Here is a 23,398-nt window from a genome sequence, read left to right as displayed (position 1 = left end):
CGCCGGGTCCCGTTGCGTGGCCGCCGTGTTTTCAACCCGGTGTCGCGAATGTGGAACCCTGATCCAGGCGGGTGAAATTTATGGGATCAGCGGATGGCTATTCGCGGAGGACGCCACCCGGGAGGCCGTCATTGGGGGTCAGCCCCAGCCCAGTTCGGTGAGTCGGCTGTCGTCGATACCGAAGTGGTGCGCGATCTCGTGCACGACGGTGATGAGAACCTCCTGGACGACCTGGTCCGGGGTCTCGCAGATCGCGCAGATGTTGCGTCGGTAGATGAAGATCTGGTCCGGGAGCACCCCGAAATAGGAGTCGCCCCGCTCGGTCAGCGGGATCCCCTCGTACAGCCCGAGCAAGCCCTCCGGGGACTCGTCCTCGACGGTGATCACCACGTTGTCCATGAGCTGGGCCAGCTCTGGCGGGATCTGGTCCAGGGCGTCGGCCACCAGTTCCTCGAAGTCCCTGCGCATCAGTTCAACCACGCCTGCCATTGTGCTGCCTCCTCGGAGCGGCGAGGAAGAGACATAACACTCTGGGCGGGAGAAAATATTGGGAGGAGTCCCCGGCGGCGGCATGATGGGGGTGTGTTGTCTTGGGGAAAGATCCGCGCTTACGACTTCCGTGGGGCCGCTGACCGGTCCAAGAGAGCCCTCAAACGATGGAGTGCCGGGCGGGTCTGGCGTTGGAGCTGTGTCGTCGTCGCGGGTCTGGCCGGGGGTTGGCTGGGGCTGGCGCTCGCCGGTCAGGTGGTCACGCCGATCGGCCCGGCAGACGTCACCTTCTCCGTGAGCCCGCAGTGGAACGGTGAGACGGTCGTCAACGTCGCCCCGCTGGGCCAGCTGGCCTTCGACACGCACACGGGTCCCCTGAAGCTCGAGGCGACCATCAGCGACATCCGGCTCTCCGCCGCGGAGGAGATGTTCGCCAACCCCGACGCGATCGACCGGATGGCCGCGGGGATCGGCGCCGACCTCACGGACGGAGTGAGGGCCGTTGTCCTGCGCTCCGCGCTCGCGGCGACGCTAGGTGCCGCTCTGATGGGCCTCCTGCTGTTCCGCAACGCGTGGCGCGCCCTGGCCAGCGCGTCCACCTCGCTGGCCGTCCTGACGGCCTCCGGCGGGCTGGCCGCCCTGACCTTCAACCCGAGCGCCATCGCCGAGCCGCGCTACACGGGCCTCATCGCGGGAGCCCCCCAGGTGGTGGGCAGCGCCGACGACGTGTTCAGCCAGTTCAGCGAATACCAGGAGCAGCTCGCCGGGCTGGTCGGCAACGTGACGATGATCTACGAGGCCACGTCCGCGATGCCGGTGTACGAGGACGACGAGTCGGTCGTCACCGTGCTGCACGTGTCGGACATCCAGCTCAACCCGGCGTCTTGGAGCATCATCAGCACACTCCAGGAGCAGTACGGGGTGGACGTGGTCGTGGACTCCGGTGACCTGACCGACCGCGGCAGCGCAGCGGAGGACGTCTTCGCGGACGAGATCGGCAACCTGGACGTGCCCTACGTGTGGGTGCGCGGGGAGCATGACTCCATGGGAACGCAGCGCGCGGTGGAGTCCCAGGAAAACGCGGTCGTCCTGGACGGGGACACAGAGGAGGTCGGCGGTCTCACCTTCTACGGAGCGGGAGACCCCCGGTTCACCCCGGACGCGACCCTGGACAACCCCGACGCCGCAGGCGTGGCCTCCCTGGGTGAGGAACAGGCGGACGCAGTGGCTGAGGGCGGGTCCGACGTGGACGTCGCGATCCTGCACTCGCGCACCCAGGGATGGCCGTTCGACGGAGTGGTGCCGCTCGTCCTGGTCGGCAACGAACACTTGCGCTCCACCGAGCTGACCGAGCTGGGAACCCGGTTCCTCGTCCAGGGGTCCACCGGCGGGGCCGGTTTGGGTGGGCTGGATCACGGAGACGGTCGGCCGACGCCGTACCAGGCTTCGGTTCTGTACTTCGATGCCGAAACCGGCCGCCTCCAGGCCCGCGACGACGTGGACCTCGGTGGCGTCGGCCTCACGTCCGCGCAGGTCGAGCGGCATATCGAGGGGGATCCGGAGCGTCCGGTGGGTGATCCGACCGAGGATCCCGAGGACGAACCCACCGAGGAGGACGGCCCGTCGTAGCTTCCGAGTCCCCGCAGGTAGCGGAGGTTTCGCCCGCCTGAGGTATTCACTTTGGTGTTAATGGGAATCTCCCCTATGCTTGTGCTGTCTACACGGGCCCCCATCGTCTAGCGGCCCAGGACGCCGCCCTTTCAAGGCGGTAGCGCGGGTTCGAATCCCGTTGGGGGTACGAAGCGGTCAGAGCACTGTCGGACATCTGGCAGAATGAGTACCGCAGCGACACACGAGGCCAGCCCGGCCGAGTGTGACAACTGAACAAGGTCCTGTGGAGCAGTTAGGAGTGCTCGCCACCCTGTCAAGGTGGAGGCCGCGGGTTCAAATCCCGTCAGGACCGCAAGCGTCGCCGAGGCAATCGGCGCCGCGGCTAGGTAGCTCAGTTGGTACGAGCGTCCGCCTGAAAAGCGGAAGGTCGGCGGTTCGACCCCGCCCCTAGCCACAACACACAGACATGCAAAAAGGCCCCGCCACCTGCGAAGACAGGTGGCGGGGCCTTTTCGTGCGCCGGTGGTTGCCGGTGGCCGGCCGTGGGCCTCCCGAAGAGGACGGGCCGCCCCTGGTCACGGGGAAGGGGTCACCACGTGACGCCGTGCCAGCTCACATGGTGGTCCGTGTGGTCGGAGTCCTTCGTGCACCAGTAGGTGGTGCCGTCGCGCAGCAGGAAGCGGTCGCAGGCGATCCCGGCGGCGCGGTCATCGGCCAGTGTGCGCATGAGTCGTTCCGCGTCCTCGGGAAGGTCGTCCTCGAACCCGGCGCCGCCGAAGCTTTCCAGGCCGTTCAGGAGGCGTTCCTGGCGGGTCAGGTGCGGGGGCGCGGCGGCTTTCCGGCTCGATCCGATCACCAGTGCGGTGGCGTTGTCGGTGCTCTCGGCCTCGCGGGCGGCGTCCACCAGGACGTGGACCAGGGTGTCGGGGTCGTGTGCGTGGTCGGTGACGAGTTCGGCCAGCAGGCGTTCGTCCACGTAGTCGTGGATGCCGTCGCAGGTGAACAGGGTCAGGTCGGCGGCGGGCGCGGTGGCGGTCCCGATGTCGTCGACGACGGCCGTCGCGACGGACGTCGTCACCGCGTGGTCGCCGATCTGGGCAAGGTCCTCAGCGACCCACAGGTCGCGCAGCTCCTGACCGTAGGTGTGGTCCCGGGTGTGCTGGCGCAGGCCCGCGCTCGGGCTCCAGGTCCAGACGCGGCAGTCGCCGACCCAGGCGATGTCTATGGGGTCGTCCGGGGCGTCCTGGCGTGCGTGGGCCATCACACAGTCCGCTCCGGGGTGGGCCCGGCCGATCGCCAAAGTGGCCGCGAGCACGGCGTCCGCGGCTTCCCCGTGGGCCTCGACGGCGGTGTCCGCGGCGAGCTGCGCGGTCTCGGCGGTGGCCGGGTGCTCCCCGAAACCGTCGGCCAGTGCGGCGCGCCACCCCCCGGACTCTGGTTCGAGGAGGTAGGAGAATGCGTCCTGCTGGCTGGGCCGGGGTCCCTGGTCGGTGTCGGTGGCGATGACGGGGGAACTCATACGCACTCCTTCAGCCGCGTTCGTGTGGGACCTCTATCCACAGAGGATGGGACCTGGGAGATGCTCGCAACCGGGTGTTTGGTTCGCCCGGTTGCGTCACGAACAGGTTCCCGGTTAACCGGGTGGAAAGAGCGCTTCGTCCGGTAGTGTCCGCTCATGTGAACCACGCGACCGCCGCAGACGGCACCCGCCTTTGGTACGACGTCCACGGTGCGGGAGAACCCCTGCTGCTCATCCACGGGCAGTCACTCGACCACGAGATGTGGGACGGAGTGTACGAGGACTTCGCCGCACGCTACCGGGTCGTGCGGATGGACACCCGTGGTACCGGCGGCAGTGACGTACCCCTCGACCGGCCGTACAGCATGGAACTGCTCGCCCGGGACGCCCTCGCGGTCCTGGACGACCTCGGCGTCGAGCGGGCACACGTCTACGGCTTCTCCATGGGCGGCAAGATCGCCCAGACGCTCGCCGCGATCGCCCCGGAACGGGTCGGCGCCCTGGTCCTGGGCGCGACCGCGCCCGGCGGGAGCAACGAGGTCGAACGCCCCCACCACGCGTCGGTCGCGCTGCGCAAAGCCAGCACCGAGGAGGGGCGCGACCTGATCGCGTACCTCTTCTACACACCGGAGTGGGCGGACGCGCACCCCGAGACCGTCACCCGGATCCTGCCCCGCAACCCGCTGCGCGCGCAGCGCCGCCACTACGAGGCCAGCCTGAAGCACGACGGCTGGGATCTGCTGCCCCGGATCCAGGCACCGACGCTGGTCGTGCACGGCGAGGACGACGAGCTCACCCCGGTCGGCAACGCCGAACTGCTCGCCGGACGCGTGTCCGGCGCCGAGTTGCTGGTCCTGAAGGGAGCTCGCCACGGCTATCCGCACGAGGCGGCCCCGAAGGCCACCGAGGCGGTCCTGGAATTCCTCGCCGCCAACCCCCTCTAGTAACGCGGCCGGGGCCGGCCCCCGAAGTAGGCGTTGGCCGAGGGGCGGAACATCAGCACCACCCCGGAGATCACGGCGAGCAGGTGCAGGGCGCGCAGTGCCGCGATCGACACGAACTCCCCGGTCAGCGCCGGGATTCCGTCGGCCGCCCCGCCGCCCAGAAGCCAACCGGCCGACTCCACGACGAGGCTGAACGTGCCCACGGCGCCGGGCCCGAGGGCCAGCGCCCAGCGGGCCCACCGGTGCCCCTGGTGGAAGAGCGCCACCACGGTCAGGACCACGGCGTAGACGAGCGCGCGCAGGCCCAAGCCCGGAAGCAGGCCGCTCCAGGACATGCCGTCGTTCTGCAGGCCCCACGCGTGTATCGCGGCCTCGGCCGCGCCCGCGGCCACGGCGCCGATCCACAGCGCGGTGGCCGCGCTGACCGCCTTGGGGAGGCCGTTCGCCCCCGTAGTAACGCCCGTTGTGCCGCCCCGCGCCGTCCTTGCCATGATTCGGCCCCCGTCGTGCTCGCCGTCCCCGTGGTGGTTCTGCGGCGATTGTCGCGGGGCGGGCCCGCCGTTTTCAGGTGTGCGCGGACGCTGGTTCGCGCGGGACCCACCACCTCCGCGCCGGTGGTGGTCGCACTAGAGGGGCCCGCGCGAGGTCCTGGGCCAGGATCAGCGGTCCCGTTGGATCCGGCGGACGAGGTCGGCGCTCTTGGGGAGGTTGGAGAGCTCATCGTGGCTGAGGTTGGGGTCCCGTAGGCGCAGGGCGACCGCGTCGTCGACCAGGCGGGCCGGGTCGCCCTGGGCGTGCCTCACGTAGTGGGGCAGAGCGGCGGCGGCCACCGCGGCCAGGTCCGACGGGCCGCTGTCCGCGACCATGGCGAGGAGCAGCGCGCTCACCGCCAGGTCCAGGTCCGGATCCCCGTCGAGGGCGTTGGTCCAGTCGATCACGACCGGGCTGCCGGAGGTGAGCACCACGTTTCCGGGGTGCAGGTCCATGTGCAGCACCGGCCCCCGGTCCGAGCGGGGCGGGAGCGCGTGTAGCCGCCCCTGGAGGGCCGCGAGGGTCTTGGCCGCCCCTTCCGCTGTCACGTCGCCGTTCAGGCACGCGTCGAGCATTGTGGGGCCGTACAGTCGGTCCATCTCCATCTCGGCGCCCTCGGCCCGGAGTACCCCGGGTACGGGGAAGCCGTGGGTTCCCACGTGAGTCATGGCAGCGGCCTCGGGCCCGCTGTCCACGGGGTGCCGGTAGCGGCGCAGCACCCTGTGGGCGTCGAGGGCGAACACGTCGGCGTCGCGCCCGGAGGCGAGGGGGACCCAGGAGGTCACGGTGGCTCCTCAGATGGGGGGAGGAAACTCCGAGCGGAGCTGGTCGAGCTTGCGGCGGTCCTTCTTGGTGGGCCGTCCCGCGCCCCGGTCCCGGCGGATCACCGGGGCGGCGGCCTCCGGTGGCGGGGCGGGCGTGCGGTCTTTGTAGCAGCGGACCGCGACCGGGGCACCGACCCTCTTCAGAATGATGTGGCTCACATCAACGATCCGGGTGGTGCCGTGCAGGCGGAGCCGGACCTCGTCGCCGACCTTGACCGTCGTGGCCGGTTTGGCCGGGCGGTCGTTGACGCGGACATGCCCGCCGCGGCAGGCCTGGGCGGAGTCGGCGCGGGTCTTGACGAGGCGGACCGCCCACAGCCAGCGGTCGACCCGCGTGGAGTCCGGGCCGGCGGGAAGTTGGGCGGACGAGTCGCTCACGCGAGGTCCTCTCGAGCTTTCGGGTGCGTTCTGAGCCACTCTAGGCCGACGGCGGTACGAAGCGCTCCAAAGTCGCGCTACAGTTGTAGACGCAACGAGGTCCTGTGGAGCAGTTAGGAGTGCTCGCCACCCTGTCAAGGTGGAGGCCGCGGGTTCAAATCCCGTCAGGACCGCATCATCGAAGGCCCGGTGTCCCAGACACCGGGCCTTCGGCGTTGACGGGGAAACGAGAGGGACGGTTGTGAGCTACCGGTACGCCACAGAGCGTACGGACCACTCGGCGTTGGCGAGTGGTCAGGTGTTGCGTTCCGCGCCCGGGTATCCGGGGTTCCCCGTGAGACTTGCGAGCGAACTCCTCCAGCGCGCCATGGTGCACGCCGAAGGCGACCGGGTGCGCCTTTGGGACCCCTGCTGCGGCAGCGGGTACCTGGTGACCGTCCTGGGCCTCCTGCACCGCGACCGGCTGACACACGTGCGGGCCACGGACGTGGACGACGACGCCGTGGCCATCGCGGCCCGCAACCTGGAACTACTCACCGCGGAGGGCATGGCCGAGCGGGAGCGGGAACTGCGCCGTTCGGCCCGGGACTTCGGGAGGGTGGCGTTCGTGGAGCGGGCCGAGGGGGCGCGCGACCTGGCCGCCGGTCTGGCCGCGATGGGCGGGGACCTCCCCCACGCCACGGGTGTGGCCGACGTGTTCGGGCTGACCGAGCCGGTCGACGCGGATCTGGTGATCACGGACGTGCCCTACGGCGAGATGACCCAGTGGGAAGGCGCCGTCCCGGACGAGGCCCCGGTCCGAGGGCTGCTCGCCTCGATGGGCCGGGTCCTGCCCCCGCACGCCGTGGCCGTCGTGACCGCGCGGACCCGCCGGGTCGCACTTCCGGAGGGCGTGCGGGCGCTGGAGCGGGTGAAGGTCGGCAACCGGTCTGCCGCCCTGGTCCGCGCCAGGGACCTCACCTCGGTCTGAGCGTTTCCTCCACAGGTTGTGGACAACCATCCCGTTCCTCCGCGGGTGGGGAGCTTCCGGGCGGGGGAGGTGGTCGCTCGGGAGGTGCGATGGACGCAACGGCGTACACGGGACCGTTCGGGACTTTCTCGGCCTGGGTTCGGCGGCACGAGGTCGCCGTCTTCTACCTGTTCCTTCTGGGGCTGAGCTGGCCCTACCTGTTCCTCACCGCCGGAGCGGGTGACGCCCTGACCAGGATGGTGCCCCTGATCCTGGTGGGGCCGAGCGTGAGCGCTTTCCTCGTCGCCTACGCGGCGCGGGGCGGTACCGGGGTGCGGGCCCTCGGGCGGCGGCTCCTGCTGTGGCGAGCGCCTTGGTGGGTCTACGCTCTGGTACTCCTGGGGCTTCCCCTGTGCTTCATGGGCGCCGCCTACGCGATCGCCGCGGCCCTCTTCCCGGGGCAGGCCGCCGCGCCCTCGACCGGGGCCTGGACCAATGCGGCGGTCAACATCGCGGCGGTCTTCGTGCTCGCGGGTTTGGGGGAGGAGTTCGGCTGGCGGGGCCTGGCCCTGCCCAGCCTCCAGGAGCGCTGGGGGCCGCTCGTCGCGAGCGCGCTCGTGGGGCTCCTGTGGTCCACCTGGCACCTGCCGCTGGCGATCGGATCACCGGGCTGGCTCGCCGACAACGCCGTGTTCCTGGTCAGCGTGACCGCCGCGACCTTCTTCTACACGTGGCTGTTCAACCGGACCGGCGGGAGCATCCTGCTGGTGTCCCTGCTGCACACCATGGAGAACACCCTTGGCTGGCCCTACCAAGACGCGTTCTCCTTCGAACCGCCCGGCTTCCTGTTCTTCGACGCGGTCAAGGCCGGGGTGTGGGTCCTGGTGGCGGTGGTCGCCGTCCTGGCCACCCGCGGCCTCCTGGGTATGCGCTCCGCGCGCGGCTCAGCCCACGTCCAGGAAGGCGCGTGAGGTGTACAGAGCCACGATCAGCACGGCCAGGGCCAGCAGGACGAAGCCCGATGTGCACTGGAGCGGTCGGTGAGGGTGCCCACGGGGATGCGTCCGAGGGAACCCGCCAACACGGGGAAGGCCACCAGGACCGACGTCTGCGTCGGCGTCGGGTCCAGGTTCTCGCGGTAGGTCCGCGACAACGGACCGATCAGGTTCCAGGCCCAGAAGGTCGGCGCGAACGTCGCCGTCGCGAGGGCGGGGTTCCCGCCCGCGGTTCCGGAGCGGGCCGTCCGCTCCCCAGCCTCCGTGCGCATTGCGGATCCTTCATCTCTCGATCTGCGGAGATTGTCACCCAATGCGGTGTGGGAGATATGACTTCCCTGCCGGACAAGGCATATTCATTAACGGAATGTGGCCGCTGGTGGGCGGCCCTGCTTTCATCTCGGGCAATGTTCGGGCAAACGGGGTGTCTTCCTTATGGCGGCGCAGGGCAAAAGCGGGGGAGCCGGAGAATACCTGCTCGGGTTGGGGAACTACCTGACCCGTTCTGAGCCCTTGGGCGGTGACCGTGCGCAGGTGAGGCACGGTGGGCGTCAGGGTGGCGTGTTCTACCGGGACCGCTGGAGCCACGACCGGGTGGTCCGTTCCACGCACGGCGTGAACTGCACTGGTTCCTGTTCTTGGGATGTCTATGTCAAAGACGGGATCATTGCTTGGGAAACCCAGGCGACCGATTATCCTTCGGTCGTCCCGGACCGGCCCGAGTACGAACCCCGGGGCTGCCCGCGTGGCGCCGCTTTCTCTTGGTACACCTATTCTCCGACGCGGGTGCGATATCCGCACGCGCGCGGGGTCCTCGTGGATATGTACCGGGAGGCGCGGGAACGCCTGGGCGATCCGGTGCTGGCCTGGGAGGAGATCACCACGGATCCCGGGAAGCGCAGCCGCTACCAGCGGGCGCGGGGTAAGGGCGGGCTCGTCCGGAGCACGTGGGATGAGGCGTTGGAGATCGCGGCCGCCGCGCACGTGCTGACGATCAAGAAGTACGGACCCGACCGGATCGCCGGGTTCTCGCCGATCCCCGCGATGTCGATGGTCTGGTACGTCCCCCCGCTGTCCCCGGTGGTGGACACGCTGACGCGGACCGGACACGACGGTGAGTCGGCGGACAACCTCTTCGGCGCCATCGACACCCTGCGGATCCCGATCGAGTACCTGGCCGAGCTGTTCAGCTCGGGGGACACCGCACCGGTGGAGCTGGTCCTGCGCAGGCTCGCCGCGATGCGCTCCTACATGCGCCGGGTCAACCTCGGACAGGAACGGGACGAGTCCATCGCGTCCGCGGTCGGCATGACCGGCACCGAGATCGAAGACATGTACCGGCTGCTCGCCCTGGCCAAGTACGACGAGCGGTACGTCGTGCCCACGGCCTTCGGGGTGGACGAGTCCGACCGGGGTGTGATCGAGGAGGTCGGCTGCAGCCTGGACTTCGACGGCGGTCCCGGCACGGGCGGCATGGGCGACGTCCCGCTCGGTGAGGCCTCCGGGCGGCCCGTCGCGGCCTCCGCGGAGACCTTCCACGCCCTCCGTGAGCGCCAGACCGGTGACGGCACCGTCGGCGGCGCGGCGGCCACGGACGGCCGAGTCAACCTTCTGAACTGGGACGGCAACGGACGTCCGCGGGGGCTCTTCCCGCCCCGGGCGGACGGCGGTACCGACAACGGCGAAGCAAGGGGCAGCATCCACTGAACACTCCCTAGGGAGGTCCAACATGAGCACCACCAACGGTAGGGAAAAGGGCTCGGTCGGCGGAACGGGCTGGCTGGGGGCCGGGCGGGCCGCGCGCAGGGCGCACGCGAAGGCCGTGACCCACCAGGCGGCATCGGTCCTGCTCGGTTACCCGGACACCGATTTCTTCGAACGGCTTCCGCTGGCGGCGCGAGCCGCGGCGGAACTGCCCAAGGGCCAGCCCCGCGTCGACTTGCTCGAGTTCTGTGAGCACGCCGCCACCACGCCAGAACTGGAGTTGGCCGAGCACTACGTGGAGGTGTTCGACCTGCGCCGCCGCAGGGCGCTGCACATGACCTACTACACCGACGGCGACACCCGGCGCCGCGGCCACGCGCTGTCCGAGGTCAAACGGGTCTACGCCGAAGCGGGGTGGCGGGTGTCCGCCCGCGAGCTGCCCGACCACCTCGCCGTCATGCTGGAGTTCGCCGCGCGGGGTGACGCTGACTCTGGTCAGGAGCTGCTCGTGAACTTCCGACCGGGTCTCGAACTGCTCTCCCAGTCCTTGGGGGAACACGGCACGCCCTACGCGCGGGTGGTCGACGCGGTCCGGCACACCCTTCCGGCGCCACGGCGCGCGGACGAGGAGCGGATGCGCCGCCTGGCCGCTGAGGGGCCGCCCGCCGAGGACGTGGGCATGGAGCCCTACGGTGTGCGCCCCCGGGCCCCGCTGCCGCTGACCGACATCACGGAGAGGCAGCGTTGAGCGGGGAGGCGGCGTTGGGAAGGGAAGCGGTCACGGGCGGCTACGGCCTCGCCGACCTGTTGCTCTGGGGGCGTGCTGCCTTACGCGGTGCTGGTGCTCGTGGTGGGCGGGTTGGTGTGGCGGTACCGCTACGACCGGTTCGGCTGGACCACCCGTTCCTCAGAGCTCTACGAGTCCCGAATACTGCGGATCGGCAGCCCGCTGTTCCACTTCGGCCTGCTGGTGGTGATCGTCGGCCACGTGGTGGGGCTGCTCGTTCCCGATACGTGGACACGGGCACTGGGAATCTCCGACACGGTTTACCACGTGGTCGCGCTGTCGATGGGCCTGGTGGCCGGGGTGTGCACGCTCGCCGGGATCACCCTGCTCGTCTGGCGCCGACGCACGGTCGGTCCGGTCTTCAGCGCCACCACCCGCAACGACAAGGCGATGTACCTGGTTCTGGTGCTGGCCACCTGAACGGCCTGGGAATGACCGTCTACTTCGCGGGTGTGGAGGTCGCGGGCGGGGACACTCAGGACTACCGGGAGACGGTTTCGCCGTGGTTCCGGTCGATCTGGATACTCCAGCCGGACATCGCGGCGATGACCGCCGCCTCCGCTCCTTACAAACTGCACGCGCTCATGGGGCTTGCCCTGTTCGCGCTGTTGCCGTTCACCCGGCTCGTGCACGCCTTCAGCGCGCCGATCGGATACCTGTTCCGCCCCTGCATCGTCTACCGCACGCGTGATCCGCACCCGGCCGCCGCGGGGCAGTCCGAGCGGGCCACGCGCCGGGGCTGGTGACCGCCGAACCCGGACCCGGATCCGGTTCCGAAGCCGGACCCGGACCCGCATCCGGGCCCGGTCGGCCCGGTCCCGCCGCCGCTGACCGCCGCTTCGAGATACTCATGAGGAGACCCGTCAACCATGGAGCTGTTCCCAGCGTTCCCGCTCGATGAGTGGTACGACACCAAGCAGACCATCCACCGTTTCGAGCAGATCGTCGGCAAGGTCCGGCTGGAGCACAGCCCCCGCCGCAACCACTGGTGGAACGTGCCCTTCCACCTGACCGGCAGCGGGATCACGTCCCGCCCGATGGGGCTCGCGGACGGCAACCCGGTCTTCACGGTGGACTTCGACTTCGTCCGCCACGAGCTGGTCGCCTCGAACCTGGAGGGACACACCGCCTCCTTCCCGCTCCAGGGGCACAGCGTCTCCTCGTTCTACCTCCAGTTCCAGTCGGCCCTGGACAGCCTGGGGGTGGACGGCAGCATCGCGATCGCGCACCCCTTCGACCTGCCGGACGCCACCCGGCCCTTTGTGGAGGACCACGAACACGCCACCTATGTGCCGGAACACGCCACCAGGTACTGGCAGGTCCTGAGCCAGGTGAACCTGGTGCTGGAGGAGTTCGCGGCGGGGTTCTCCGGCAAGACCAGCCCGGTGCACCACTTCTGGCACACGTTCGACATCGCCGTCACCCGGTTCTCACCGCACCCGGTCGACCAGCCCCGGGAAGCGGGCGGCCTGGTACGCGAGGCCTATTCGCGCGAGGTGGTCAGCTTCGGGTTCTGGTTCGGCGACGACAACGTTCCCGAGCCCTGCTTCTACGCCTACGCCGCCCCCGAGCCCGACGGACTGACCGGCCAGCCGCTCACCCCCGCCGCGGCGGAGTGGGTGTCCAGCGGCCACGGCCACCTGGCACTGCTGCGCTACGCGGAGGTCCGCAAGCACCCGGACCCGCACGCGGTGGTCCTCGAGTTCCTGGAGAGCGCCTACCGGGCGGGCGCGGGCAGGCTCGGCTGGGACATCGACGGTCTGGCCTGCCCCGGCGGGGTGACCGACCCCTATCTGGCGGGGCACTGAGCCCGCCCGGTTCTGTGCACTCGTCCCGATGTGTGCGGGGTGGGCCCATGTGGGAACGTGACATCCTGTGGGGCCCACCACGCGCGCACCTCGTGCGCGGAAGACGCACGAAGCGGGAGTAGTGGCATGGATCTGTCCGTCGTTGACGTGCCGGAGCGGTCTAGGTACGAGGTAAGCGCGGACGGCAGGGTGGTCGGATTCTCGGCCTACCACTTGGTCGCCGAGGGGGTACTCGCCCTCCCGCACGTGGAGGTGGAGCCGGAGTTCGAAGGCAAGGGTGTGGCCAGCGCGCTGATGCGGGAGTCGCTGGACCAGGTTCGGGAGCAAGGACTGAGAATCATGCCGATCTGCCCGTTCGCCCGGGCCTTCCTCGAGCGCAACCCGGACTACGCGGACCTCGTCCACGAGGGTTGACGCAGGCAACTGCCCCGCCAGGGTGAGTGAGGGTTCAGTCACGGAAGCATCACCATCCGGCCGCAGAGGGTGCCGTTGGGGTGTTTCGTCCCACTATGTGGGCATGGGATGGCGGTTGTCTTCATTGGAGCAAAGGAGCCCAGCCCTCGTGATACTTGCTGAGGAAGCAGCCACACTCGACGCCAGCGTCACCGACGCAATCGGCGCCTTCAACGACGACATCTTCTGGGCCTGGGTCCTGATCCCCCTCCTGGTGGGGGTGAGCCTCTACATCACCATCAGGACGGGGCTCGTGCAGTTCCGCATGTTTCCGGAGATGTTCCGGGTCTTGAAAAGCAAGCCCGAGATCGCCCCTGACGGCAAGAAGGCCGTCAGTTCCATCCAGGCCTTCATGATCTCGGCGGCCGCCCGGATCGGTACCGGCAACATCGTCGGTGTGTCCATCGCCATCTCCCTGGGCGGTCCCGGCGCCGTCTTCTGGATGTGGTTGATGGCTCTCGTCGTCTGCGGGGCCAGCTTCGTGGAGTCCACGCTCGCGCAGCTGTACAAGGTCCGCCATCCCGCGGGCTTCCGCGGCGGTCCCGCCTACTACATCGAACGCGGTCTGGGGCAGCGCTGGGCGGCGGTGCTGTTCGCGGTCATCCTGATCCTGACCTTCCCGATGGTGTTCAACGCGGTGCAGAGCAACACCATCACCAACGCGGTCGGGAACTCCGCCAGCGAGCTGGGCACTGAGCAGACCATGATGTTCTCCGCGGCCATCGGCGGCCTGCTGGTGGTCCTCACCGCGCTGGTGATCTTCGGCGGGGTCCGCCGGATCGCGCAGACGGCGCAGGCGCTCATCCCGTTCTTCGCGGGCCTGTACATCGTCATCGGCCTGGTCCTCATGGCGCTGAACTGGGAGCTCGTCCCGGGCATGTTCGTGCTGATCCTGGAGAACGCCTTCGGTCTCGGTGAGTTCGCCGCCGCGACGCTGGGTGTCGTGATCATCCAGGGCGTGCGCCGGGGTATGTTCTCCAACGAGGCGGGCCTGGGTTCCGCTCCGGTCGCCGCGGGCAGCGCCTCGGTCACGCACCCGGTCAAGCAGGGCCTTGTACAGACCCTGGGCGTCTACGTCGACACTCTGATCGTCTGCTCGGTCACCGCGTTCATCATCCTGCTCGGCTACCAGGGCGCCATGGACGGCCAGATCGAGGGCGACCTGACCCAGATGGCCCTCATGGCCATGCTCGGCCCCTGGGCCCTGCACCTGATGACCTTCATCATCGCCTTGGTGGCGTTCACTTCGGTGCTCGGCAACTACTACTACGGCGAGTCCAACCTCGAGTACCTGACCGAGAACCGCAACGTGCTGTTCGGATACAAGGTGGTCTTCCTGACCGCCACCTTCCTGGGTTCGCTGGGGACGATCGACCTGATCTGGACCCTGGCCGACACCACGATGGGCATGATGGCGCTGATCAACCTGATCGCGATCGCCCCGTTGACGGTGATCGCCTGTCGTCTGCTCAAGGACTACACGGATCAGCGCAGGCAGGGTCTGGACCCGGTGTTCAGCCGTGACCGGTTGCCCGACCTGCGCGGTGTGGAGTGCTGGGACCCTGAGGAGAAGGCCGAGTCCGGCAAGGGGCAGGCTTCCCCCTGACAGAGGAGAGCGTGAAACGGGGCGTGTCCGGGTGGGGCCGGGCACGCCCCGCGCTGTTTCCCCCGTCTCCGTGGCACTGGGGTCCCTCAGAGGGCCCGGGGCCTCGCGGAGCAACTCGGTTTCCGCGAAAAGGCACACAAATCCCTAACAGTAGGCGTTTTCCGGCATCTGTGTTCTTTCGGTCACAGCGGATCATCGCTAGTGTGCTGGGTCACAGTTGTGGCGGTCAGTGTTGTGTCTCGCGAGGGAGTCCGATGTCCATCGTCTCAATCGAGCCCGCCACCGCCGAGCGGTGGGATGACCTGGAGAACCTGTTCGGACCGACCGGAGCGTACGGGCACTGCTGGTGCACGTTCTTCCGCCGAAGGGCAAAGGACCACACGGCGAGCGTCTCGTGCGATCGCGCCACCCGTGGTCAGGACAACAAGCAAGAACTGCGCCGACTGACGCTGGACGGCCGGGTGCCCGGCCTGCTCGCCTATGACGAGGACGGCCCTTGCGGTTGGGTGTCGGTGGCGCCGCGCGAGGACTTCATCCGCCTGTCCCGTTCGCGGACCCTGCGCCCGGTCGACCCCCACGAGCCCGGTGTGTGGTCGCTGGTGTGCTTCTGGCTGCCGCCGCGGAGGCGCCGTCGAGGGCTGGGCAGTCGCCTGCTGGACGGAGCGATCGATTTCGCGCGGGCCGGCGGGGCGCGGGTTTTGGAGGCCTATCCGGTCGACACGGTCGGGGGGCGCGCCCCCAGTGCCGAGGTGTACACGGGGACGGTGGAGATGTTCCGCCGCGCCGGGTTCACCCTCGCGGGGCACCACCTGAGCGAGCGCGTGGTGGCCCGGCTCGAACTGAAGGAAGAGTAGGGCTCCCGTAAACGGGGGGAGGGTATATCCGCTAACCCTCTTCGGTGCTGATTCGCCCCCTGGTCCGCCTTCAGTCCGTTCCCCGCCTCCCTGTCAGCTCCCCGGCCCCCCCCGGTCCGTTCCTTCGGCCCTTGCCCTTTCCCCAGTCCCTTCCCCTGGCCCCGCCCTCCAGTCCCTGTCCTGTGGTGACAGGGGCTTTACCTGTGCTTGGTACCCCCCTGGGGTAGTCTGGCGAACGCGCGCCCGACGGTGCGTCGTGGGCGTTTGACAAGTAGATACCCCTGGGGGGTATATTGGCCCGTGTTGGAACGTCAGCGCGCGAAGCAGCGCGGCAGATCGCATCAGGAGGCAGCAATGGCTAGCACCATCGTCTACACCGTCGAGGGCATGAGCTGCGGGCACTGCGTCAACTCGGTCACCGAGGAGGTCGGCGGGGTCGCCGGTGTCACTGACGTCAAAGTCGACCTCGAAGGAAAGCAGGTCACGGTGATCGGCGAGGGCCAGGTCGACGACTCGGCCGTGCGCGCAGCGATCGACGAGGCCGGGTACGAGGTGGCTGGCTGACATGGGAGTGGCCACGAAACTCGGGCTCTACGCGGCCGGTCTCGTGGTCGTGTTCGCCGCGGCGTTCGGGGTCGGCTCCATGGTCGGCCCCGTCCTGTCGGAGCCCCCGGAAGGGCACTCGGAGAGCGTGGAGCAACCCGTGGACAGCGAACAGGACCACGACGGCGACAACGGCGCAGAACACTAGCGCGGCCAGGAGCGACAGATGAGTAGCAGCAAGACGGCGCCCGCCGAAGCGGGGCAGGTCGAACTCGCTATCGGCGGGATGACCTGCGCGGCCTGTGCGAACCGGGTGGAGAAGCGCCTCAACAAGATGGAGGGCGTCAGCGCCTCGGTCAACTTCGCTACCGAGAAGGCCCGGGTCTCCTTCGAAGGGCGGACGCTCCCGGTCGAGGACCTGGTCGCCCAGGTCGAGAAGGCGGGCTACAGCGCCACCGTCCCCGAATCCGAACCGGCCGCCGAGGAAGCAGGTGCCGACCCGGACGACCCGACGCGGGCCCTGTGGAACCGCGCTCTCGTGTCGATGGTGCTCTCCGTCCCCGTCATCGCGATGGCGATGGCCCCGGTCCTGCAGTTCACCTACTGGCAGTGGGCCTCCCTCGCCCTGGCCGCGCCGGTCGTGGTGTGGGGCGCGCTGCCCTTCCACATCGCCGCGCTGAAGAACCTCAGGCTCGGTACCGCCACCATGGACACCCTCGTCTCCTTGGGTGTGTCGGCGGCGTTCCTGTGGTCCCTCTACGCCCTGTTCCTCGGTACCGCCGGGATCCCGGGCATGACGCACCCCTTCGAGTTCACCATCGCCCGCACCGACGGCGCGGCCAATATCTACTTGGAGGTCGCGGCCGGCGTGACCTCCTTCATTCTCCTGGGCAAGTACTTCGAGGCACGCTCCAAGCGCAACGCAGGATCCGCCCTTCGGGCCCTGCTGGAGATGGGGGCCAAAGAGGTCACCGTCCTGCGGGGCGAGGGCGCCTCGGCCCGTGAGGAGCTCGTCCCCGTGGACCGGCTGGAGGTCGGGGACCGCTTCGTGGTCCGGCCCGGCGAGAAGATCGCCACGGACGGCACCGTCGAGGAGGGCACCTCTGCCGTCGACATGAGTATGCTCACCGGCGAGTCCGTCCCGGTCGAGGTCGCGCCGGGTTCGGCCGTGGCCGGCGCGACCGTCAACGCGGGCGGCCGCTTGGTTGTGCGGGCCTCCCGGGTCGGCTCCGACACCCAGCTCGCGCAGATGGCGCGTTTGGTGGAGGAAGCGCAGAACGGCAAGGCAGCCGTTCAGCGGCTCGCCGACCGGGTCTCCGGGGTGTTCGTCCCGGGCGCCATCCTGCTCGCCGCCGGATCGCTCGGCTTCTGGCTCGGGACCGGAGACCCGGTGGGTGCGGCCTTCACCGCCGCCGTGGCGGTGCTGATCATCGCCTGCCCCTGCGCCTTGGGTCTGGCCACCCCGATGGCGCTCATGATGGGCACCGGTCGCGGCGCGCAGCTCGGCATCCTCATCAAGGGCCCCGAGGTGTTGGAGAGCACCCGCCGCGTGGACACCGTCGTGCTGGACAAGACCGGCACGGTGACCACCGGGAAGATGACCCTGACCGGTGTGACCGCCGCCGAGGGGGAGAGTGAGGACGAGGTACTCCGCTTGGCGGGCGCACTGGAGAGCGCTTCCGAACACCCCGTCGCGCGGGCGATCGCCACGGGAGCGATGGTCCGGGGCGGCGACCTGCCCACCCCGGAGGACTTCGCCAACATCGAGGGACGGGGTGTCCAGGGAATCGTGGAGGGCCGCGCCGTCCTGGCGGGCCGTGCCGCGCTCCTGGCGGAGTGGTCCCAGGAGCTGCCCGAGGACCTGCTCCTGGCACTGGAGGCGGCCGAATCCGAAGGGCGCACCGCGGTCGCGGTGGGCTGGGACGGCCGGGCCAGAGGGGTGCTGGACGTGGCCGACGCGGTCAAGCCCACCAGTGCCGAGGCGGTCCGCCAGTTCAGGGGCCTGGGCCTCACTCCGATCCTGCTGACCGGAGACAACCGGGCGGTGGCCAGGGCTGTCGCCGACGAGGTGGGGATCGAGGAGGTCATCGCCGAAGTCCTGCCCAAGGAGAAGGTCGACGTGATCACCCGGCTCCAGGACGAGGGCCGCGCGGTGGCGATGGTCGGCGACGGGGTCAACGACGCCGCAGCGCTGGCCCAGGCCGACCTCGGGCTGTCCATGGGTACCGGCACCGACGTGGCCATCGAGGCCAGCGACCTGACCTTGGTCCGGGGCGACCTGCGGGCGGCCGCCGATGCCGTGCGACTGTCAAGGCGCACTCTCGGCACCATCAAGGGCAACCTGTTCTGGGCCTTCGCCTATAACACCGCCGCGCTGCCCCTGGCGGCGGCGGGGCTGCTCAACCCGATGCTCGCGGGGGCCGCGATGGCCCTGTCCAGCGTGTTCGTGGTGAGCAACAGCCAGCGGCTGCGCCGTTTCCGCCCGCTGACCGGGGCTCCTGCCGCTCGGGACGTCCCGCACACGGCCGACAGCGTGCGGTCAAGGAAATAAAACAATAAAACGCCAGATAACGGACTGAATGTCCGCTCTCGGAGGGGACTCGGACCTCGTCTCCGGCCGACGAAGCCGCTAGGGTTTGCGCGGTACCTCACCCGTGTGGGGTTTCCGCGCAGACCCGATCGGTTTTCCTTCTGTCCGCATCAGCCTGAAATGGCGGTCCCGCAGCGCCACAGCCCCAACCCCCGCACAGCCGAGGTCCCCGTGACGACTGGATGTCCCCGCGCCAAGCTTTACCAAGAAGAGCCGCACCCCGACCCCTACGCCGTGTACGCCCAGATGCGTGCCGAACACGGCCCGGTGGTCCCGGTCGAGTTGGAACCCGGTGTGCACGGGTGGCTGGTCACCGACTACACCACCCTGATCTCCTGGAGCCGGGACACCACCACGTTCGGGCACGACGCCCGCCTGTGGAAGGACTTCCGCGAGGGCAGGATCGACGCTGACGCTGCCGTGCTGCCGATGATGGCCCCCCGCTCGAGCGCCCTCTTCGTCGACGGCGCCGAGCACCAGCGCTACCGCCGGGCGCTCACCGACAGCCTTGGCGCGATCGGGGCGGAGCGGCTGGTCGAGATCACCGAGCGGTACGCGCACGGACTCGTCGACGAGTTCTGCGCGAGGGGGCAGGCCGACGCCCTGAACGAGTATGCCCGGATGCTGCCGCTGCTCGTCATGAACGAACTGTTCGGCTTCGAACGGGACCAGGGCGTGCGCTTCGTCGAGGCCATGCGCAACCTCTGGCTCGGTATCGACGCGGAGAAGTCGAACGCCGAGGCTGAGCGCGCCCTGTCCGAGGTGGTCACCGCCAAGCACCGCGAGCCCGGCGACGACGTCACCACCCGGCTGATCCAGCACCGCGCGGCGTTCAGCGACGAGGAGGTGATCATGCAGCTCCTCCTGGTGGTGGCCGCCGCCAACGAGCCCACCGCCAACCTCATCAACGCGGGGGTGCGGGCGGTCCTCACCGATCCCAACATCGCGAGCGGCAGGACACCTTCCCAGACCGCCCTGGCCGACACCGTCGACCGGGTCCTGTGGCGGGACCCCCCGATCACCAACTACCCCGTCATCTACCCGAGGGTGGACGTGCCGCTCGGCGGCGGCCGCACCATCGAGGCGGGCGAACCGATCCTGCTGGGCTTCGCCGCCGCCAACCGCTTCTTCGTCGAGGAGAACGCGGAGCAGATGGCGGAGTCGAGCAACCGGGCCCACGTGGCCTGGGGCGCCGGCGTCCACCGCTGCCCGGCGCGGGAGGAGGCCACGACGATCACCATCATCGCGCTGCGCACCCTCCTCGACCGACTTCCCGGACTGCGCCTGGCAGTGCCGCCGGAGAACCTGCGCTGGCACCTGTCGGCGCTGTCCTGGATCCCGGTCGAACTTCCCGTGCAGTTCGACCCCCAACCCCCGCCGAACCCCACGCCAGTGGAAGGAACAACTTGGACCGCGTCCGACTCGCCCCCGGAAACATCAGCGCACAAGCAGACCACCTCAGGGACATCGCCCCTGTCGTCCCTGTCGAACTTCCTGGTCAGGTTGATGCGTGGGTCGTGACCTCGCACAAGGCGGTCAGCGACGCGCTGGCCGACCCCCGGGTCCAGAAGAGCAAGCAGTACTGGAGGGCGTTCAACGAGGGTGAGGTTCCTTCGGACTGGCCGCTGATCTCCTGGATCATCAACGAGAACATGCTGTCCAAGGACGGCGAGGACCACACCCGGTTGCGCAAGCTGGTCTCGAAGGCGTTCACCCCGCGCAGGGTAGAGAAGCTGCGGCCGGCGATCGTGGGCGTCGTCGACTCCCTGCTCGACGACATGGAGCGGGCGGCCGAGCAGAGCGAGGACGGGGTCGTCGACCTCAAGGAACTGGTCGCGCAGCCGCTGCCGCTCACGGTGATCAGCGACCTGTTCGGCCTGGACGAGGAGATGCGGCCCAAGCTGCACCGGCTCGTCGGCGTCTTCTTCGACCAGAGCGTCACGCCCGAAGAGGCGATGACGATCTTCTCCGACATGTGGGTCGTCCTCACCGAGCTGGTGGCGACCAAGCGCGCAGAGCCGGGCGACGACCTGACCACCGCCCTCATCGCCGCCCGTGACGAGGAGGACCAGCTCACCGAGGACGAGCTCATCTGGAACCTGGTGCTGTTCATCAGCGCCGGCTACGAGACCACGATGAACCTCATCGGCAACGCCGTGCGGGTCCTCACCACCCACCGGGACCAGTTGGACCTGATCGTCGAGGGCCGGGTCGAGTGGTCCAAGGCCATCGAGGAGGTGCTGCGCCTCACCCCGCCCGGGGAGTACGTACCGATGCGCTACACCACCGAGGAGATGGAGTTGGGCGGGGTGCGCATCCCCAAGGGCGAGGCACTGATGCTCGGCTACGCTTCGGCCGGTCGGGACCCCGAACAGTACGGATCGACGGCTGGGGACTTCGACATCACCCGTGAGGACACCTCGCACCTGGCCTTCTCGCACGGTCGGCACTACTGCCTGGGGGCGAGTCTGGCCCGCATGGAGGTCAACGAGGTGCTGCCGCGCCTGTTCGAGCGCTTCCCCAAGCTCGACGTCGCGGTGGCCGAGGCCGAGCTGACCCAGTCGCCCTCCATCATCGCCGCGGGCGTCGAGGCCCTGCCGGTACGGCTCGACGGCTGAGCCGGGAGGGCCGCAGCCGGGACACGCCCGGATTTTCCGGTCCCGTCAAGGGGTACGTCGGTGCTCCTTGACGGGGTCCTCGCATTTCAGGGGTGTTTTGGGCAGGTCTGTGGCCTGGTGGGGACACAGTTGACACCTCCGGGGAAGCAGCGAAGAGGCGTCCCGGCTTCTAGACTCAAGGTGGCCCCCGATCCCCCCTGCCCTGCCCCGCCTCCCGTCATGCCCTTCTACCGTGAAGGCCCCTCCCCTCAGAGGATTGCGCACACACATGAACAGTTCGGAAGCCGACCCCGGCCGCATCCTGGCCAACCGGTACCGCCTGGACGAGGTCATCGGTGCGGGCGGTATGGGTCGCGTCTGGAAGGGAACGGACACCCTGCTGGACCGGCCGGTCGCGGTCAAGGAGTTGACCACTCCGCCCAACCTCCCGCCACACGAGGTCGAGGTACTGCGCACCCGCATGCTCCGCGAAGCCCGCAGCGCCGCCCAGCTCAGCCACCCGGCCATCATCACCGTGTTCGACGTGGCCGAGGAGGACGGCCGTCCGTGGATCGTGATGGAGCTCGTGCAGGGGCCCTCCTTGGGCGACCTCGTGCGCGACCACGGTGCGGTCCCCGTGCGGCGGGCCGCTCACATCGGCGAGCAGATGGCCGCCGCGCTGGGCGAGGCGCACAAGCACGGTATCGTGCACCGCGACATCAAGCCGGGCAACGTGCTCATCGCCGGGAACGACCGGGCCGTCCTCACCGACTTCGGCATCGCCCACCTGGACGGTTCCACGCACCTGACCAGCACCGGGCTGCTCATCGGCTCGCCGAGCTACCTCGCGCCGGAGGTCGCCCACGGCCGCTCGGCCACGGCCGCCTCGGACATGTGGGCGCTCGGTATCACCCTCTATCAAGCAGTAGAAGGCACGCTTCCCTTCGACCGGCCCACACCGATGGCCACCCTGACCGCCATCGTCACCCAGGACCTGCCGGAGACCCCCAAAGCGGGCCCGCTCCGTCCCGTCCTGGAGGCACTGACCGAGAAGCGCCCCGAGGACCGGCCCACGACCGAAGAGGTGCGCAGCCTCCTGATCGGGATCCGCGACTCCGCTGGTTCGGCGGGCACCACCGCGGTGTCGCCCGCGCTCCCAGCCACGGAACCCGCGCCGGAGCCGACCGGGACCGAAGACGCACCGGATTGGAACGCCGTCAGTTCCGAGGGGACGGTGGCCCGGGCGGTCAGCGGTGCCGAGCCCGACCCGGCCGAGGACACACCCGCGGAGCCGGCCGGGGCCGTCCCCGGCGCGCCGCCGTCCTCGGAGGGGGCGCGGCACACCCGCGGGTCCCGAGCCGGGAAGCGGACGCTCGTGGTCGCCGCCGCGGCGCTGGTCCTGCTGGTGGGGGCCGCGGCCACCACCCTGTTCGTCAGCATGAACCGCCCGGGCGACGACCCCGACACCGGCCTAGCCGGTTCGAGCGAGGAACAGACGGCCGACGACACCGCCGACGAGGACGAGGCCGCGGCGGACGAAGCCGACGAGGAGCCGGAGGAGGAAGAGGACGACGAGTGGGACTTCCTCGACCTCTACGAGGACGACAGCGGCTACTCCTTGGACGTCCCCGAGGAGTGGGAGGTCGACCCCGAGGGTGACATGGTCTACTTCCGCAACCCCGACGGCGGCTACCTGCTGGTCGACCGGACCGACAACCCGAACGCGGACGCCGGGGACGACTGGCGCGACTTCGAGCCCGTCGGCAGCCAGAACTTCGGCGGCTACTCGCTGATCGGGATCGAGGACGTGGACTCCGGCTGGGCCGACGACTACGTCAGCGCGGCGGACTGGGAGTTCACCTTCGACGGCAACGACGGCGAGATGCACGCGATCAACCGCGGCTTCCACACCGAGGACATCGGGTACGCGCTGTTCCTGGTGAGCGGTGAGCCCCAGGGCGTCAACCACGCCCTGCTGGACCGGATCGCCGAGTCCTTCGAGCCCGCGGACTGAGGCGCCGGACCGGGCTCGCCGAGGACAGGGCGGGGCTAGGGCATGCTCGGCGGACACATACTCTGCTGCGCGTCGCCCAGCGGCACTGTCACTGCGCATCTCTCAGTCGACAGCCGAACCCGGGCGGGCCCCCGCTGTGCGATGCTGCCGAGCTTGCGAGGCAGCGCACAGCAGGGGAACTCCTTCTTCGGCCTTGTGCCAG

General features: G+C 69.4%; 21 protein-coding genes, 4 tRNA genes and 2 pseudogenes. 21 read left to right on the top strand and 6 right to left on the bottom strand.

Annotated elements, in window-relative coordinates; all coding sequences use genetic code 11:
• Positions 1 to 138: 138 nt before the first annotated feature.
• Positions 139 to 489, bottom strand: coding sequence for a metallopeptidase family protein (locus ACYVD1_RS10160; protein ID WP_460770610.1), 351 nt, complete (start codon positions 487 to 489; stop codon positions 139 to 141).
• Positions 490 to 585: 96 nt separating this feature from the next.
• Between ACYVD1_RS10160 and ACYVD1_RS10155 the strand changes: the two genes are divergently transcribed.
• From ACYVD1_RS10155 to ACYVD1_RS10140, 4 genes are all read left to right on the top strand, one after another.
• The gene (locus ACYVD1_RS10155) at positions 586 to 2,118 is read left to right on the top strand and encodes a metallophosphoesterase family protein (RefSeq protein WP_460770780.1); all 1,533 of its coding nucleotides are present in this window, start codon (positions 586 to 588) and stop codon (positions 2,116 to 2,118) included.
• Between the two features lie 96 nt (positions 2,119 to 2,214).
• Positions 2,215 to 2,287 (top strand) — tRNA-Glu (locus ACYVD1_RS10150).
• Positions 2,288 to 2,377: 90 nt separating this feature from the next.
• Positions 2,378 to 2,452 (top strand) — tRNA-Asp (locus ACYVD1_RS10145).
• A gap of 28 nt (positions 2,453 to 2,480) precedes the next feature.
• A tRNA-Phe gene (locus ACYVD1_RS10140) sits at positions 2,481 to 2,554 on the top strand.
• A gap of 135 nt (positions 2,555 to 2,689) precedes the next feature.
• Here the strand turns inward: ACYVD1_RS10140 and ACYVD1_RS10135 are convergent.
• Positions 2,690 to 3,619 carry a PP2C family protein-serine/threonine phosphatase gene (locus ACYVD1_RS10135; RefSeq protein ID WP_460770608.1) on the bottom strand — a complete coding sequence of 310 codons (930 nt, stop codon included), beginning with the start codon at positions 3,617 to 3,619 and terminating at the stop codon, positions 2,690 to 2,692.
• A gap of 158 nt (positions 3,620 to 3,777) precedes the next feature.
• Between ACYVD1_RS10135 and ACYVD1_RS10130 the strand changes: the two genes are divergently transcribed.
• Positions 3,778 to 4,563 (top strand): alpha/beta fold hydrolase, encoded by a 786-nt coding sequence (locus ACYVD1_RS10130; RefSeq protein WP_460770606.1) that lies wholly within the window; start codon positions 3,778 to 3,780, stop codon positions 4,561 to 4,563.
• Here the strand turns inward: ACYVD1_RS10130 and ACYVD1_RS10125 are convergent.
• The 3 genes from ACYVD1_RS10125 to ACYVD1_RS10115 all read right to left on the bottom strand — a co-directional run bounded on the left by ACYVD1_RS10125 (position 4,560) and on the right by ACYVD1_RS10115 (position 6,296).
• Positions 4,560 to 5,054 carry a hypothetical protein gene (locus tag ACYVD1_RS10125; protein ID WP_460770603.1) on the bottom strand — a complete coding sequence of 165 codons (495 nt, stop codon included), beginning with the start codon at positions 5,052 to 5,054 and terminating at the stop codon, positions 4,560 to 4,562. The genes ACYVD1_RS10130 and ACYVD1_RS10125 overlap by 4 nt on opposite strands.
• A 168-nt stretch (positions 5,055 to 5,222) precedes the next feature.
• Positions 5,223 to 5,879 (bottom strand): phosphotransferase, encoded by a 657-nt coding sequence (locus ACYVD1_RS10120; RefSeq protein ID WP_460770601.1) that lies wholly within the window; start codon positions 5,877 to 5,879, stop codon positions 5,223 to 5,225.
• Positions 5,880 to 5,888: 9 nt separating this feature from the next.
• Entirely contained in the window at positions 5,889 to 6,296 is a 408-nt protein-coding gene (locus tag ACYVD1_RS10115; RefSeq protein ID WP_460770599.1) for an RNA-binding S4 domain-containing protein, read from the bottom strand.
• A 98-nt stretch (positions 6,297 to 6,394) separates the two neighbouring features.
• Here ACYVD1_RS10115 and ACYVD1_RS10110 point away from each other — a divergent pair.
• From ACYVD1_RS10110 to ACYVD1_RS10100, 3 genes are all read left to right on the top strand, one after another.
• A tRNA-Asp gene (locus ACYVD1_RS10110) sits at positions 6,395 to 6,469 on the top strand.
• A gap of 68 nt (positions 6,470 to 6,537) precedes the next feature.
• Positions 6,538 to 7,266, top strand: coding sequence for an rRNA methyltransferase (locus ACYVD1_RS10105; RefSeq protein WP_460770597.1), 729 nt, complete (start codon positions 6,538 to 6,540; stop codon positions 7,264 to 7,266).
• Positions 7,267 to 7,355: 89 nt separating this feature from the next.
• Positions 7,356 to 8,216, top strand: coding sequence for a CPBP family intramembrane glutamic endopeptidase (locus ACYVD1_RS10100; RefSeq protein WP_460770595.1), 861 nt, complete (start codon positions 7,356 to 7,358; stop codon positions 8,214 to 8,216).
• A 62-nt stretch (positions 8,217 to 8,278) separates the two neighbouring features.
• Here ACYVD1_RS10100 and ACYVD1_RS10095 read toward each other — a convergent pair.
• Positions 8,279 to 8,512, bottom strand: a pseudogene (locus ACYVD1_RS10095) (MFS transporter); the annotation flags it as partial.
• Positions 8,513 to 8,675: 163 nt separating this feature from the next.
• On the opposite strand from ACYVD1_RS10095, the gene ACYVD1_RS10090 reads away from it, so the two are divergent.
• The 13 genes and pseudogenes from ACYVD1_RS10090 (at position 8,676) to ACYVD1_RS10030 (ending at position 23,196) form a co-directional block, all read left to right on the top strand.
• Positions 8,676 to 9,947, top strand: a complete 1,272-nt coding sequence (locus ACYVD1_RS10090; RefSeq protein ID WP_460770593.1) for a molybdopterin-dependent oxidoreductase — start codon at positions 8,676 to 8,678, stop codon at positions 9,945 to 9,947.
• Positions 9,948 to 9,969: 22 nt separating this feature from the next.
• Complete coding sequence (narJ, locus tag ACYVD1_RS10085; RefSeq protein WP_460770591.1) at positions 9,970 to 10,692, top strand: nitrate reductase molybdenum cofactor assembly chaperone; 723 nt, start codon at positions 9,970 to 9,972, stop codon at positions 10,690 to 10,692.
• A gap of 14 nt (positions 10,693 to 10,706) precedes the next feature.
• Positions 10,707 to 11,477, top strand: a pseudogene (narI, locus tag ACYVD1_RS10080) (respiratory nitrate reductase subunit gamma).
• Between the two features lie 123 nt (positions 11,478 to 11,600).
• Positions 11,601 to 12,539 carry a DUF5996 family protein gene (locus tag ACYVD1_RS10075; protein ID WP_460770589.1) on the top strand — a complete coding sequence of 313 codons (939 nt, stop codon included), beginning with the start codon at positions 11,601 to 11,603 and terminating at the stop codon, positions 12,537 to 12,539.
• 126 nt (positions 12,540 to 12,665) lie between these two features.
• Positions 12,666 to 12,953 (top strand): GNAT family N-acetyltransferase, encoded by a 288-nt coding sequence (locus tag ACYVD1_RS10070; protein WP_460770587.1) that lies wholly within the window; start codon positions 12,666 to 12,668, stop codon positions 12,951 to 12,953.
• A 148-nt stretch (positions 12,954 to 13,101) separates the two neighbouring features.
• The gene (locus ACYVD1_RS10065) at positions 13,102 to 14,598 is read left to right on the top strand and encodes an alanine/glycine:cation symporter family protein (protein ID WP_460770585.1); all 1,497 of its coding nucleotides are present in this window, start codon (positions 13,102 to 13,104) and stop codon (positions 14,596 to 14,598) included.
• A gap of 254 nt (positions 14,599 to 14,852) precedes the next feature.
• Positions 14,853 to 15,452, top strand: a complete 600-nt coding sequence (locus tag ACYVD1_RS10060) for a GNAT family N-acetyltransferase (protein ID WP_460770583.1) — start codon at positions 14,853 to 14,855, stop codon at positions 15,450 to 15,452.
• A gap of 354 nt (positions 15,453 to 15,806) precedes the next feature.
• Complete coding sequence (locus ACYVD1_RS10055; RefSeq protein WP_460770581.1) at positions 15,807 to 16,016, top strand: heavy-metal-associated domain-containing protein; 210 nt, start codon at positions 15,807 to 15,809, stop codon at positions 16,014 to 16,016.
• Position 16,017: 1 nt separating this feature from the next.
• Entirely contained in the window at positions 16,018 to 16,203 is a 186-nt protein-coding gene (locus tag ACYVD1_RS10050) for a hypothetical protein (RefSeq protein WP_460770579.1), read from the top strand.
• A gap of 18 nt (positions 16,204 to 16,221) precedes the next feature.
• Positions 16,222 to 18,546 carry a heavy metal translocating P-type ATPase gene (locus ACYVD1_RS10045; protein WP_460770577.1) on the top strand — a complete coding sequence of 775 codons (2,325 nt, stop codon included), beginning with the start codon at positions 16,222 to 16,224 and terminating at the stop codon, positions 18,544 to 18,546.
• Positions 18,547 to 18,819: 273 nt separating this feature from the next.
• Positions 18,820 to 20,106: a cytochrome P450 family protein gene (locus ACYVD1_RS10040; RefSeq protein WP_460770778.1), complete on the top strand. Its 1,287-nt coding sequence runs from the start codon at positions 18,820 to 18,822 to the stop codon at positions 20,104 to 20,106.
• The gene (locus tag ACYVD1_RS10035; RefSeq protein WP_460770574.1) at positions 20,103 to 21,203 is read left to right on the top strand and encodes a cytochrome P450 family protein; all 1,101 of its coding nucleotides are present in this window, start codon (positions 20,103 to 20,105) and stop codon (positions 21,201 to 21,203) included. The genes ACYVD1_RS10040 and ACYVD1_RS10035 overlap by 4 nt, the downstream gene beginning before the upstream one ends.
• A 268-nt stretch (positions 21,204 to 21,471) precedes the next feature.
• Entirely contained in the window at positions 21,472 to 23,196 is a 1,725-nt protein-coding gene (locus ACYVD1_RS10030) for a serine/threonine-protein kinase (RefSeq protein WP_460770571.1), read from the top strand.
• Positions 23,197 to 23,398: the final 202 nt, after the last annotated feature.

The organism is Nocardiopsis nanhaiensis, from assembly GCF_054778635.1.
This window is presented reverse-complemented; position numbering and strand designations above follow the sequence as displayed.